Origin of the sequence: Streptomyces sp. VTCC 41912, assembly GCF_045799175.1 — a bacterium.
GTDB lineage: Bacteria > Actinomycetota > Actinomycetes > Streptomycetales > Streptomycetaceae > Streptomyces > Streptomyces albulus_C.
This window is the reverse complement of the sequence record NZ_JBJMAB010000021.1, coordinates 1-13,063: the sequence shown is the minus strand read 5'-3', so window position 1 is coordinate 13,063 and position 13,063 is coordinate 1. Positions and strand designations below refer to the sequence as shown.

The following is a 13,063-nucleotide window of genomic DNA, read 5'->3' as shown; positions in this document are numbered from 1 at the left end:
CAAGCAGTGACGGAATGGTGAAGTCGATTTCGGTTGCGCTGCGAAATGACGCTGTGAGGTGGGGAGTTGGAGGGTCGTCCGGTCGCGAACGCCGCTCGGCCCCGCCTAGCCCATCACCTCACGGGCCAACGCCACCAGGTCCGGGATGCGGGGGTGGCCCGGGGCGTCGCGCCAGGCGATGACGACGGGGACGGGCGGGGCGTCGGTCAGGGGGACGTAGGCCATCGCCGGGTGGGGGTGCATGCCGGCGGTGGCGGAGGTGGTGACGCCGACCGCGCGGGCGCCGGTGATGGCGGCGATCCAGTCGTCGGTGTTGCCGATGGTGAGCGTCGAGGAGGGGCGGGCCTCGGGCGGCCAGAGGTCGAGGGTGGTGGTGCCGGAGACGGTGTTCACGGCGAGGGTGCGCGGCGCGAGGTCGGCGAGGGAGAGGGCGGGGCGGTCGGCCAGCGGGTCGTCGGCGGGCAGGCCGGCCACCCGGGGCTCGGTCGTCAGCTGCTCGGTGACCAGGCCGGGGGTGCGCACCTCGCCCCGCAGGAGGGCCACGTCGACGTCGCCGCGGGCGAGGCCGGCCGTGCGGTCGTCGATGCGCAGGAGCTGGAGCGGGGTGTCCGGGTGCTCCTCGTGCCAGCGGCGCAGCAGCGCGGTGGTGTCCGCCCCGGCCGCCGACCAGGCGTGGCCCAGGCGGAGCGGCCAGCCGGCGTGGTGCCCGTAGGTCAGGGCGCGGTCGAAGGCGGCGACCGCGAGGGCGGCCTGGTCGCGGAAGGCGACGCCGTCCGGGGTGAGCGCCACGTGGTGGGTGGAGCGGTCGACGAGGCGGACGCCGAGCGCGTCCTCCAACTGGCGCAGGGTGCGGGAGGCGGCGGGTTGGGTGAGGTGGAGGCGTTCGGCGGCGCGGGTCACGCTGAGGGTGTCGGCGACGGCGAGGAAGCAGCGGAAATGACGCAGCTCGATGCTCATGCGTGCGGAGCATAACAACCGGCGAAATCGCATTTCACGTGCGCGAACGCGGGTCGTAGCGTGGGAGGGTGAATGCTTCTCCCGCGTCGCCCGCCGGCTCCGGCGACTTCGACGGCTTGCCCTCGTCCGCTGGTTCCGCTGGTTCCGCTGGTTCCGCTGGTTCCGCTGGTTCCGCCGGTTCCGACGGCTCCCGCCCGGCCCCCGCCTCGCCCGTCGGCTCCGCCGTCGAGGCGTCGGGCGGGGGGATACCCCGGCCCGTGCCGCCCTCGCCGGAGGTGCTGTCGGCCGAGGCGGCGGCCGCGGCGCGCGGTGCGGCCGGGCCGGGCGCGGCGCGGGCCCGCAGCCGGCTGGTGTCGGTGGGGCTGGTCATCGGCGGCATCGTCTCGCTGCAGTTCGGGTCGTCGGTGGCGGTGCTGCTGTTCCCGCGGGCCGGGGCGCTGGGCGTGGTCACGCTGCGGCTGGTGGTGGCGGCGCTGGTGCTGCTGGTCGCGTGCCGGCCGAAGGTGCGGGGCTACGGGCGGGGCGACTGGGCGACGATCGTCGCCTTCGGTGTCGCGCTGGCCGGCATGAACTCGCTCTTCTACCAGGCGATCGACCGGATTCCGCTGGGCGCCGCGGTCACCCTGGAATTCCTGGGCCCGCTGATCCTGTCGGTGGCGACGTCGCGGCGTTTGCTGAGCGTGCTGTGGGCGACGCTGGCGCTGGGCGGCGTGGTGTTGCTGGGCCGGGCGGGTTTCGACGGGCTGAACCTGGTCGGTGCCGGGTGCGCGCTGGCGGCCGGTGGGCTGTGGGCCGCGTACATCCTGCTGTCGGCGCGGACCGGGCAGCGGTTCCCGCAGGCGGACGGGTTGGCGCTGGCGATGACGGTCGCGGCGGTGCTGAGCCTGCCGCTCGGGGTGGCCAGCGCGGGCGGCGCGCTGCTGAACCCGGTGACGGTGGGCCTGGGGGCGGCCGTGGCGCTGATGTCGTCGGTGCTGCCGTACACCCTGGAGCTGCTGGCGCTGCGGAAGCTGCCGGCGTCGGGCTTCGCGGTGATGATGAGCCTGGAGCCGGCGGCGGCCGCCACGGCCGGGTTCCTGGTGCTGGGCCAGGCGTTGGGGTGGGTGGAGTTGCTGGCCATCGGCCTGGTCGTGGTGGCCAGTGCGGGGGCGGTGTTGAGCGGGGCACGGCGGTGAGGGCGCCGGTCGCGTAGCCGGCCTCAGGGGTGTCGGCGGGGTCGTCGGCCGGTTCGCCCGGGGGTCGTCGGGCGGCAGCGCGGTGGACGCGGTGCGCGCGGGGCGTCGGCGTGGCACGGGTGCGTCGGCGTGACGTGGCAGAAAATCATGCATGCGTGCTTGATTGTTTCTGGTCGCGCTGCCACGCTCGGTTCTCGCATCACCGCAGCTGTCAACCCGCCCTGCCCGTAAGGGACATGGGCGACCGGCGTGGATGAGGAGAGCGCGCGATGGCCGATCCGCGGGAGGTTCGGGAGGTCCTGGCGGACCTGCGGGCCGAGGGCGAGGAAGTGGACGGGCTGGTGGCGGAGCTGCCGCCGGCCCAGTGGGGGCGGGCGACCCCGGCCGCCGGGTGGAGCATCGCCCACCAGATCGCGCACCTGCTGTGGACGGACGAGCGGGCCGTGCAGTCGGCGGTGGACCCCGAGGCGTTCGGGCGCGAGGTGGCGGCGGCGATGGCGTCGCCGGAGACGTTCGTGGACGAGGCGGCCGAACGCGGCGCCCGGCTGGCGCCCGCCGAGCTGCTGGCACGCTGGCGGGCGAGCCGGACGGAGCTGCTGGCGGTGCTGGCGGCGCAGCCGGCGGGCGCCAAGCTGCCCTGGTACGGGCCGCCGATGAGCGTGGCGTCGGTGGCGACCGGGCGGTTGATGGAGACCTGGGCGCACGGACAGGACGTGGCCGATGCGCTGGGGGTGCGGCGGGTGCCGACCGCGCGGCTGCGGCACGTCGCCCGGATCGGGGTACGGGCCCGCGGCTACGCGTACGCGGTGCACGGGCTGACGCCGCCGGCCGAGGAGTTCCGGGTCGAGCTGGTCGGGCCCGGTGGCGAGGAGTGGACGTTCGGGCCGCCGGGGGCCGCCCAGCGGGTGAGTGGGACGGCGCTGGAGTTCTGCCTGCTGGTGACGCAGCGGGTGCACCGCGACGACGTCTCGCTGGTGGCGGTGGGGCCGGACGCCGAACGGTGGTTGGGCATCGCGCAGTCCTTCGCCGGGCCGGCCGGACCGGGACGGGCGCCGGGCGGGGTACGGCGGTGACGGCGGGCGCGGAGCCGCTGCGGATCGGGAACGCGTCGGGGTTCTACGGCGACCGGTTCGAGGCCGTGCGGGAGATGCTGACCGGCGGGCGGCTGGACGTGCTGACCGGGGACTATCTGGCCGAGCTGACGATGCTGATCCTGGGCCGGGACCGGCTGAAGGACCCGCGGCTGGGGTACGCCAAGACCTTCCTGCGGCAGTTGGAGGAGGGGCTGGGGCTCGCCGTCGAGCGCGGCGTGCGGATCGTGACGAACGCCGGCGGGCTGAATCCGGCCGGACTCGCCCAGGCCGTGCGGGAGTTGAGTGCGCGGGTCGGCGTCCCGGTGCGGGTCGCGCACGTCGAGGGCGACGACCTCCTGGGGCGGGGGTGGGGCGAGGGCGTGCTCACCGCCAACGCCTACCTGGGCGGGGCGGGCATCGCGGCGTGCCTGCGGGGCGGCGCGGACGTCGTCGTCACCGGCCGGGTGACGGACGCGGCGCTGGTCAGCGGGCCGGCCGCGGCGCACTTCGGCTGGGCGGCGGACGACCACGACCGGCTGGCGGGCGCGGTCGTCGCGGGGCATGTGCTGGAGTGCGGGACGCAGGCGACGGGCGGCAACTACGCGTTCTTCGAGGAGCTGGGGGACCTGCGGCGGCCCGGCTTCCCGCTGGCCGAGATCCACGCCGACGGCAGTGCCGTGATCACCAAGCACCCGGGGACCGGCGGCGCGGTCACCACGGGCACGGTGACCGCCCAGCTGCTCTATGAGACGGCGGGCGTCCGCTACTTGGGGCCGGACGTGACGGCGCGGCTGGACACCGTGCGGCTGACGGCGGACGGGCCGGACCGGGTGCGGATCGGCGGGGTGCGGGGCGAGGCGCCGCCGGCGACGCTGAAGGTCGGGCTGACCCGGCTGGGCGGCTGGCGCAACGAGGTGGTGTTCGTGCTCACCGGCCTCGACGTGGAGGCCAAGGCGGCGCTGGTACGGGGCCAGCTGGAGGCGGCGTTGGACCGTGCCGGCCGCCGGCCGCGGGAGGTCAGCTGGTCGCTGGCCCGGACCGATCACGCCGACGCGGCCGTCCAGGAGGAGGCCAGCGCGCTGCTGCGGCTGGTGGTGCGGGACCCGGACGCGGAGGCCGTCGGGCGGGCCGTGAGCGGGGCGGCGATCGAGCTGGCGCTCGCCAGCTACCCCGGTTTCCATGTGACGGCGCCGCCGGGGAAGGGCGCCCCGTACGGCGTGTTCGAGGCCGCGTACGTGGCGGCAGCGGACGTGGCGCAGGTGGCGGTGTTGCCGGACGGGGAGCGGGTGGCGGTGGCGCCCGCACCGGCGCGGGCCGCGGAGCCGGCCGCCGTGCCGGAGGAACTCCCCGAGCCGCTGCCCGCGGGCCCGACCCGGAAGGCTCCGCTGGGGCGCGTCGCCGGGGCCCGCAGCGGCGACAAGGGCGGATCGGCCAACGTCGGGGTGTGGGCCCGCACGGACGACGGATGGCGGTGGCTGGCGCACGAACTGACCGTGCGACGACTGCGTGAACTCCTCCCGGAAATCGGCGAGTTGGAGGTGCGGCGGGAGGTGCTGCCGCGACTGCGGGCGCTGAACTTCACCGTCGAGGGGCTGCTGGGGGACGGCGTCGCGTCGCAGGCCCGGTTCGACCCGCAGGCCAAGGCGCTGGGGGAGTGGCTGCGCTCCCGTCACGTTCGGATACCGGAGGTTCTGCTGTGACCGTCCTGAGGACCGCGCTCGACACCGCCGGCGCGGAGTACGCCGAGCGGCGGGCGGCGATGCTGGGGAAGCTGGACGAGGTGGCCGGGGAGCACGACAAGGCGCTCGCCGGCGGCGGCGAGAAGTACGTCGCCCGGCACCGCGCGCGCGGCAAGCTGCTGGCCCGCGAGCGGATCGAGCTGCTGGTGGACCCGGACACGCCCTTTTTGGAACTGTCGCCGCTCGCCGGCTGGGGCAGCGACTACGCGGTGGGCGCGTCGCTGGTCACCGGGATCGGCGTGATCGAGGGCGTGGAGTGCCTGATCACCGCCAACGACCCGACGGTGCGCGGCGGGGCGAGCAACCCGTGGACGCTCAAGAAGGCGCTGCGGGCCAACGAGGTCGCCAGCGCCAACCGGCTGCCGGTGGTCAGCCTGGTGGAGTCCGGCGGGGCCGACCTGCCGAGCCAGAAGGAGATCTTCATCCCGGGCGGGGCGCTCTTCAAGGACCTGACGCGGCTGTCCGCGGCCGGCATCCCGACGGTGGCGGTGGTCTTCGGCAATTCGACGGCCGGCGGCGCGTACGTCCCCGGCATGTCGGACCACGTGATCATGGTCAAGGAGCGGGCCAAGGTCTTCCTCGGCGGGCCGCCGCTGGTGAAGATGGCCACCGGCGAGGAGAGCGACGACGAGTCGCTGGGCGGCGCGGAGATGCACGCCCGCACGTCGGGACTGGCGGACCACTTCGCGCTGGACGAGCCCGATGCGCTGCGGCAGGCCCGCCGAGTGGTGGCCCGACTCAACTGGCGCAAGGCGCACGCCGATCCGGGCCCGGCCGAGCCGCCGAAGTACGACGAGGAGGAGCTGCTGGGGATCGTCCCGGGCGACCTCAAGGCACCGTTCGACCCGCGCGAGGTGATCGCCCGGATCGTGGACGGCTCGGACTTCGACGAGTTCAAGCCGCTGTACGGGACGAGCCTGACCACCGGCTGGGCACGGCTGCACGGCTACCCGGTGGGGATCCTCGCCAACGCGCAGGGGGTGCTGTTCAGCGCGGAGAGCCAGAAGGCCGCGCAGTTCATCCAGTTGGCCAACCAGCGGGACGTCCCGTTGCTCTTCCTGCACAACACCACCGGCTACATGGTCGGCAAGGAGTACGAGCAGGGCGGCATCATCAAGCACGGCGCGATGATGATCAACGCGGTGTCGAACTCGCGGGTACCGCACCTGTCGGTCCTGATGGGCGCGTCGTACGGGGCCGGGCACTACGGGATGTGCGGGCCGGCGTACGACCCGCGGTTCCTGTTCGCCTGGCCGAGCGCCAAATCGGCGGTGATGGGCCCGCAACAGCTCGCCGGGGTGCTCTCCATCGTGGCGCGGGCCTCCGCCGCCGCGAAGGGCCAGCCCTACGACGACGACGGCGACGCGGCGCTGCGCGCCATGGTGGAGCAGCAGATCGAAGCCGAATCGCTGCCGATGTTCCTGTCCGGGCGGCTGTACGACGACGGCGTCATCGACCCGCGCGACACCCGCACCGTCCTCGGCCTGTGCCTGTCCGCCGTCCACACCGCGCCGGTCGAGGGCGCGCGGGGCGGCTTCGGCGTCTTCCGGATGTGAGGTTCCGTGACCAGCAACGATTCCGTGACCGTGCCCGGGGGCGACGCCCGGGAGTCCGGCCGCACCGAGATCCGTTCGGTCCTCGTCGCCAACCGCGGCGAGATCGCCCGCCGGATCTTCCGCACCTGCCGTGACCTGGGCGTCGCCACCGTCGCCGTGCACTCCGACGCGGACGCCGACGCCGCGCACGTGCGGGAGGCGGACGCCGCCGTCCGGCTGCCCGGCGAGGCGCCCGCTGACACCTACCTGCGCGGCGAGCTGATCGTGAAGGCGGCACTGGCGGCCGGCGCGGACGCCGTCCACCCCGGGTACGGGTTCCTCTCCGAGAGCGCCGCGTTCGCCGCCGCGGTCACCGACGCGGGGCTGGTGTGGATCGGGCCGCCGCCCGCCGCCATCGAGGCGATGGCCTCCAAGACCCGCGCCAAGGAACTGATGGCCGCGGCCGGCGTGCCGCTGCTGGCGCCCCTCGACCCGGCCGCCGCCACCGCCGCCGACCTGCCGCTGCTGGTGAAGGCGGCGGCCGGCGGCGGCGGGCGCGGCATGCGGATCGTGCGGGAACTCGACGCGCTGGCACCGGCGTTGGCATCGGCGCGGGCCGAGGCGGCGGCCGCTTTCGGCGACGGCGAGGTGTTCGTCGAGCCCTACGTCGAGGGCGGGCGGCACGTCGAGGTGCAGGTGCTCGCCGACGCGCACGGCACCGTCTGGACGCTCGGCACCCGCGACTGCTCGCTCCAACGCCGCCACCAGAAGGTCATCGAGGAGGCGCCGGCCCCCGGACTGCCCGACGCGCTCCGCGACGCCCTGCACCGGGCCGCCGCCCAGGCCGCCCGGACCATCGACTACCGGGGCGCCGGCACCGTCGAGTTCCTGGTGGCCGCCGACGGCCGGGCCCACTTCCTGGAGATGAACACCCGCCTCCAGGTGGAACACCCGGTCACCGAGGAGATCTACCGGCTCGACCTCGTCGCCCTCCAGATCGCCGTCGCCGAGGGCCAGCCGCTGCCCGCCGCGCTGCCCGCACCGCACGGCCACGCCGTCGAGGCCCGGCTCTACGCGGAGGACCCGGCGGCCGACTGGCAGCCGCAGACCGGCACCGTGCACCGCATCGGCGTACCGGACGGCGTCCGCCTGGACTCCGGCCTGACCGACGGCGACACCGTCAGCGTCCACTACGACCCGATGCTGGCCAAGGTCGTCGCCTGGGCGCCCACCCGCGCCGAGGCGGTCCGCAAACTGGCCGGCGCCCTGGAACGGGCCCGCATCCACGGCCCGGTCACCAACCGCGACCTGCTGGTCCGCTCGCTACGGCACCCCGCGTTCGCCACCGCCACCGGGCTCGACACCGGCTTCTACGACCGCCACCTCGACGCCCTCACCACCACCGGCGCGGACGACGCGGCCCACGACGGGCTGTGCGCGCTGGCCGCCGCGCTCGCCGACGCGCACGGCCGCTCCCGCTTCGGGGGCTTCCGCAACGTCCCCGCCGGCCCCCAGACCAAGGAGTACGCCCGCGGGGACCGCACCCACCGGGTCCGCTACCGGCTCGGCCGCGCCGGGCTCGCCGCCGAGGGCTTCCCGGGCGTGCGGCTGCTCGCCCTGGCCGCCGACGAGGTGGTGCTGGAGGTCGACGGGGTGCGGCGGGCGTTCGCCCTCGCCCGCTACGGCGACCGGATCCACGTCGACTCCCCGCTGGGCGCCCGCGCCCTCACCGCACTGCCCCGCTTCCCCGACCCCACGGCCCGCACGGAGCCCGGATCGCTGCTCGCCCCGATGCCCGGCACGGTCGTGCGGATCGCGGACGGGCTGGCCGAGGGCGACCGGGTGGCGGCCGGCCAGCCGCTGCTGTGGCTGGAGGCCATGAAGATGGAACACAAGATCACCGCACCGGCGGCCGGCACCGTGACCGCGCTGCCGGCCCGCACCGGCCAGCAGGTCGAGGTCGGCACCCTGCTCGCCGTCGTCACCGACTGACGCCGGCCCCACGACCGGCGCCCGCACCGCACCCCTTACCGCAGGCACTCACACCCCGTACCGCAGGCACTCACACCCCGTACCGCAGGCACTCACACACCGCCCCAGGAGCCGTCATGCGCACCGCCCTGAGCAACTCCGTGATCGAGTCCGAGGAACACCGCGCCCTGCGCGCCGCCGTCGCCGCGCTCGCCAAGCGCTACGGCCGGGAGTACTTCACCGCCGTCGTCGCGGCGGGCAAGCACACCGACGAACTGTGGCAGGACGCCGCCAAGGCCGGCTACCTCGGGGTGAACCTGCCCGAGGAGTACGGCGGCGGAGGCGCCGGCATCACCGAACTCGCCCTCGTACTGGAGGAGTTGGGGGCAGCCGGCTGCCCCCTGCTGATGCTGGTGGTCTCCCCGGCGATCTGCGGCACGGTCATCGCCCGCTTCGGCACCGAGGAGCAGAAGCGCAGCTGGCTGCCCGGACTCGCCGACGGCAGCCGCAAGATGGCCTTCGGCATCACCGAACCGGACGCCGGATCCAACTCCCACCGGATCACCACCACCGCCCGCAGGGACGGCACCGACTGGATCCTCAACGGGCGGAAGATCTTCGTCTCCGGCGTCGACATCGCCGAGGCCACGCTGATCGTCGGCCGCACCGAGGACGCCCGCACCGGCAAGCTCAAGCCCTGCCTGTTCATCGTCCCGCGCGAGGCCCCCGGCTTTGGCCGCAGCCCGGTGCCGATGGAACTCGCCGCGCCCGAGAAGCAGTTCGAGCTGACCCTGGACGACGTGCGGCTGCCCGCCGAAGCCCTGGTGGGCGACGAGGACGCCGGCCTGCTGCAACTGTTCGCCGGCCTCAACCCGGAACGCATCATGACCGCCGCGTTCGCCCTCGGCATGGGCCGCTACGCGCTCGCCCAGGCCGTCGACTACGCCCGCACCCGCCAGGTCTGGAAGGAGCCCATCGGCGCCCACCAGGCCCTCGCCCACCCGCTCGCCCAGTGCCACGTCGAACTGGAACTGGCCGCACTGATGATGCGCAAGGCGGCCCTGCTCTACGACGCGGGCGACGACATGGCCGCCGGGGAGGCCGCCAACATGGCCAAGTACGCGGCCGCCGAAGCCGCGGTGCACACCGTCGACCAGGCCGTGCACACCCTCGGCGGCAACGGCCTCACCCAGGAGTACGGCCTGGCGTCGCTGATCACCGCCGCCCGGGTGGCGCGGATCGCCCCGGTCAGCCGGGAGATGATCCTCAACTTCATCTCGCACCAGTCCCTGGGACTGCCCAAGTCGTACTGAGCGAACGGACGGTGCGCGCCGGGCCCCGACCACCGGGCGCGGCGCCCACCGGCCCGGCACACGGGAAGGAAGGCCCGGCCCCGCCGTCCACCGCCGCCCCAGGGAAGGTCCCTCCCATGGCACGCAAGGCACCCCAGACGCCCCACCCCACCCACGTCTTCCGCAGCGCACACCCCGACGTCGCGCCCCTGGAGGTGCCGATCCACGACGCCGTCCTGGGCGGGGCCGCCGCACACGGCGCCCGCCCCGCCCTGGTCGACGCGCTCACCGGCGACACCCTCGACTACGCCGCCCTCGACCACCTCAGCCGCCGCCTGGCCGCCGCCCTCGCCGCCTCCGGCCTGGGCAAGGGCGACGTACTGGCCCTGCACAGCCCCAACTCGATCCTCTTCCCCGTCGTGTTCTACGCCGCGTCGCGCTGCGGGGCGGCGGTCACCACCGTCCACCCGCTGGCCACCGAAGCCGAGTTCGCCCGCCAGCTGACCGACTCCCGGGCGTCCCGGATCGTCACCGTGGCGGCCCTGCTGGACACCGCCCGGGCCGCCGCCCAACGGGCCGGCGGCCTCACCGAGATCCTCCTCTGCGACCGCGCCGACGGCCACCGCTCCATCCTCGACCTGACCACCGAGGACCACCCGGAACCCGCCCCGCAGATCGACCCCGCCACCGACCTGGCCGCGCTCCCGTACTCCTCCGGAACCACCGGCGCCCCCAAGGGCGTGATGCTCACCCACCGCAGCATCGCCACCAACCTCGCCCAACTGGCCCCCGTGATGGCCAACGGCCCCGAGGACCGCGTCCTGGCCGTCCTGCCCTTCTTCCACATCTACGGGCTCACCGCCCTGATGAACGCCCCCCTGCGCAACGGCGCCACCGTCGTCGTACTGCCCCGCTTCGACCTGCGCCAGTTCCTCACCGCCATCGAGCAGCACCGCATCACCGAGGTCTACACCGCGCCCCCCATCGTGCTGGCGCTCGCCAAGCACCCGATGGTCGACGACTTCGACCTGACCTCCCTGCGGCGCGTGCTCTGCGCCGCCGCGCCCCTGGACGCCGAACTCGCCGCCGCCTGCGCCCGCCGCCTGGGCCTGCCCACCGTCCTCCAGGCGTACGGCATGACCGAACTCTCCCCGGCCACCCACGTCGTACCGCCCGACGCGGACGCCCCGCCACCGGGAGCGGTCGGCACCCTCCTGCCCAGTACGGAACTGCGGATCGTCTCCCTGGAAACCGGGCGCGACCTCGGCCCCGGGCAGAGCGGCGAGATCGTCATCCGCGGCCCGCAGGTGATGCGCGGCTACCTGGGACGCCCCGCCGACACCGACGCGATGATCGACCCCGACGGCTGGCTGCACACCGGCGACGTCGGCCGCACCGACGCCGACGGCTGGCTCCACGTCGTCGACCGCGTCAAGGAGTTGATCAAATACAAGGGCTACCAGGTGGCCCCCGCCGACCTGGAAGCGCTGCTGCTCGCCCACGAAGCCGTCGCCGACGCGGCCGTCATCGGCGTCCCCGACGCGGACGGCAACGAGATCCCCAAGGCGTTCGTGGTCCGCCAACCAGGGGCCGCGCTCACCGCGGACGAGGTCATCGCCTACGTTGCTGAGCGAGTTGCCCCGTACAAGAAGGTGCGCCGCGTGGAGTTCCTGGACAGCGTGCCGCGCGCCACCACCGGAAAGATCCTCCGGCGCGAACTCCGCGCCAGGGAAAGGAGCTCGACGCCCCGATGACGTACGTGGAGCGCGCCCACGAGCGCGGCATCACCACCCTCACCCTCAACTCCCCCCACAACCGCAACGCGCTCTCCACCCGCCTGGTCACCGAACTGCACCAGGCCCTCGCCGACGCCGCCGACGACGACGCCCGCGCCCTGGTGCTCACCCACACCGGCGGCACCTTCTGCGCCGGCGCGGACCTGGCCGAAGCCACCGCCGGCGACGCCAAGGACGGCCCACTGGCCCTCGCCCGGCTGCTGCGCACCCTCGTCGCACTGCCCAAACCCGTCGTCGCCCGGGTCACCGGCCACGTCCGCGCCGGCGGGCTCGGACTGCTCGGCGCCTGCGACCTCGCCGTCGCCGGCCCGCAGTCCACCTTCGCCTTCACCGAGGCACGGCTCGGCCTCGCCCCCGCCGTGATCTCCCTGCCGCTGCTGCCCCGGCTCGACGCCCGCGCCGCCGCCCGCTACTACCTGACCGGCGAGAAGTTCGGCCCCACCGAAGCAGCCCGGATCGGCCTCGTCACCCTCGCCGCCGACGACGTCGACGCCGGCCTGACACCCCTCCTGGACGGACTGCGCAAGGGCTCCCCCCAGGGCCTCGCCGAATCCAAGAAACTCGTCACCGCCCCCGTCCTGGCCGCCTTCGACCGCGACACCGACGCACTCGCCGAACGCTCCGCCCGCCTCTTCGGCTCCGCCGAAGCCCGCGAAGGCATGACCGCCTTCCTCGAACGACGGGACCCGGAATGGGTGCGCTGACCCCCGCCCGCCGCCCCAAAGAGCCCCAACAGGAACGCAGCCGCGCCACCCGGCTCAAACTCCTGGAAGCCGCCGTCGCCTGCCTCGCCGAACGCGGCTGGAGCGGCAGCACGGTCTCCGTCGTCGCCGAACGCGCCGGCGTCTCCCGAGGCGCCGCCCAACACCACTTCCGCACCCGCGAAGACCTGTTCACCGCCGCCGTCGAGCACGTCGCCGAGAAACGCCGGAGCGCGCTCAAGGCACTGGCACACGACCTGCCGCCGGCCGGCTCCCTCGCCCGCACCTGGCGCATCGTCGAGGAGGTCGTCGCCCTCTACACCGGCCCGCTGTTCCGCGCCGCCCTACACCTGTGGGTGGCCGCCTCCGACGAGGAACAACTCCGCGACCGCGTCACCGCCCTCGAAGCCAGAGTGGGCCGCGAGGCCCACCGCACCGCAGTCGCCCTGCTCGACGCCGACGAGTCCGTCCCCGGCGTCCGCGAAACGGTCCAGGGCCTCCTCGACATGGCCCGCGGCCTCGGCCTCGCCAACCTCCTGACCGACGACACCCCACGCCGGGACCGCGTCGTCGCCCAATGGGCGAAGATCTTGGATTCCCTCCTCAGCCGGTGAATTCGGCTTCCCACGTTGTCGCCTGCGGCGGGCTTCGTCCCACGTTGTCGGCTGTCCCGCCGTGGGGGTTTCTGTGTGCGCCTGCGGCGCGGGGCCGCTGCGCGGGGCGTTGTCCGCTGCGCGGGGCTGGTTGGGTGCGGTGCCGGGTTGGCGGGTGGTGGGGGCTTGTGTTGGTGGGTTGCTGCGGCTCCGTGGGTGGATTCACCTGCT

The 13,063-nt window shown here is 74.5% G+C and carries 10 protein-coding genes; 9 read left to right on the top strand and 1 reads right to left on the bottom strand.

What is annotated here, in order from left to right:
- Positions 1–105: 105 nt before the first annotated feature.
- Positions 106–957, bottom strand: a complete 852-nt coding sequence (locus tag ACJ6WD_RS25705) for a LysR family transcriptional regulator (RefSeq protein WP_331249224.1) — start codon at positions 955–957, stop codon at positions 106–108.
- Positions 958–1,214: 257 nt separating this feature from the next.
- Here ACJ6WD_RS25705 and ACJ6WD_RS25700 point away from each other — a divergent pair, with 257 nt between their 5' ends.
- The 9 genes from ACJ6WD_RS25700 to ACJ6WD_RS25660 all read left to right on the top strand — a co-directional run bounded on the left by ACJ6WD_RS25700 (position 1,215) and on the right by ACJ6WD_RS25660 (position 12,853).
- Positions 1,215–2,132, top strand: coding sequence for an EamA family transporter (locus tag ACJ6WD_RS25700; RefSeq protein ID WP_407616582.1), 918 nt, complete (start codon positions 1,215–1,217; stop codon positions 2,130–2,132).
- Between the two features lie 269 nt (positions 2,133–2,401).
- Positions 2,402–3,205 (top strand): TIGR03084 family metal-binding protein, encoded by an 804-nt coding sequence (locus tag ACJ6WD_RS25695; RefSeq protein WP_407616581.1) that lies wholly within the window; start codon positions 2,402–2,404, stop codon positions 3,203–3,205.
- On the top strand, positions 3,202–4,905 hold the full coding sequence (locus tag ACJ6WD_RS25690; RefSeq protein WP_407616580.1) for an acyclic terpene utilization AtuA family protein: 1,704 nt from the start codon (positions 3,202–3,204) through the stop codon (positions 4,903–4,905). The genes ACJ6WD_RS25695 and ACJ6WD_RS25690 overlap by 4 nt, the downstream gene beginning before the upstream one ends.
- Positions 4,902–6,500 carry an acyl-CoA carboxylase subunit beta gene (locus tag ACJ6WD_RS25685; protein ID WP_407616579.1) on the top strand — a complete coding sequence of 533 codons (1,599 nt, stop codon included), beginning with the start codon at positions 4,902–4,904 and terminating at the stop codon, positions 6,498–6,500. The genes ACJ6WD_RS25690 and ACJ6WD_RS25685 overlap by 4 nt, the downstream gene beginning before the upstream one ends.
- Positions 6,501–6,530: 30 nt before the next feature.
- Entirely contained in the window at positions 6,531–8,471 is a 1,941-nt protein-coding gene (locus ACJ6WD_RS25680; protein WP_331249239.1) for a biotin carboxylase N-terminal domain-containing protein, read from the top strand.
- 116 nt (positions 8,472–8,587) lie between these two features.
- Entirely contained in the window at positions 8,588–9,763 is a 1,176-nt protein-coding gene (locus tag ACJ6WD_RS25675; protein WP_407616578.1) for an acyl-CoA dehydrogenase family protein, read from the top strand.
- 116 nt (positions 9,764–9,879) lie between these two features.
- Positions 9,880–11,496 carry a 4-coumarate--CoA ligase family protein gene (locus tag ACJ6WD_RS25670; protein WP_407616577.1) on the top strand — a complete coding sequence of 539 codons (1,617 nt, stop codon included), beginning with the start codon at positions 9,880–9,882 and terminating at the stop codon, positions 11,494–11,496.
- Complete coding sequence (locus ACJ6WD_RS25665) at positions 11,493–12,242, top strand: enoyl-CoA hydratase family protein (RefSeq protein ID WP_407616576.1); 750 nt, start codon at positions 11,493–11,495, stop codon at positions 12,240–12,242. The genes ACJ6WD_RS25670 and ACJ6WD_RS25665 overlap by 4 nt, the downstream gene beginning before the upstream one ends.
- Complete coding sequence (locus ACJ6WD_RS25660) at positions 12,230–12,853, top strand: TetR/AcrR family transcriptional regulator (protein WP_016575243.1); 624 nt, start codon at positions 12,230–12,232, stop codon at positions 12,851–12,853. Before ACJ6WD_RS25665 ends, ACJ6WD_RS25660 begins: the two co-directional genes overlap by 13 nt.
- Positions 12,854–13,063 lie beyond the last annotated feature (210 nt).

Coding starts and splice junctions, on each gene's coding strand:
- ACJ6WD_RS25660 (WP_016575243.1), top strand. CDS start 12,230: ATGGGTGCGCTGACCCCCGCCCGCCGCCCCAAAGAGCCCCAACAGGAA.
- ACJ6WD_RS25665 (WP_407616576.1), top strand. CDS start 11,493: ATGACGTACGTGGAGCGCGCCCACGAGCGCGGCATCACCACCCTCACC.
- ACJ6WD_RS25705 (WP_331249224.1), bottom strand. CDS start 957: ATGAGCATCGAGCTGCGTCATTTCCGCTGCTTCCTCGCCGTCGCCGAC.
- ACJ6WD_RS25675 (WP_407616578.1), top strand. CDS start 8,588: ATGCGCACCGCCCTGAGCAACTCCGTGATCGAGTCCGAGGAACACCGC.
- ACJ6WD_RS25670 (WP_407616577.1), top strand. CDS start 9,880: ATGGCACGCAAGGCACCCCAGACGCCCCACCCCACCCACGTCTTCCGC.
- ACJ6WD_RS25695 (WP_407616581.1), top strand. CDS start 2,402: ATGGCCGATCCGCGGGAGGTTCGGGAGGTCCTGGCGGACCTGCGGGCC.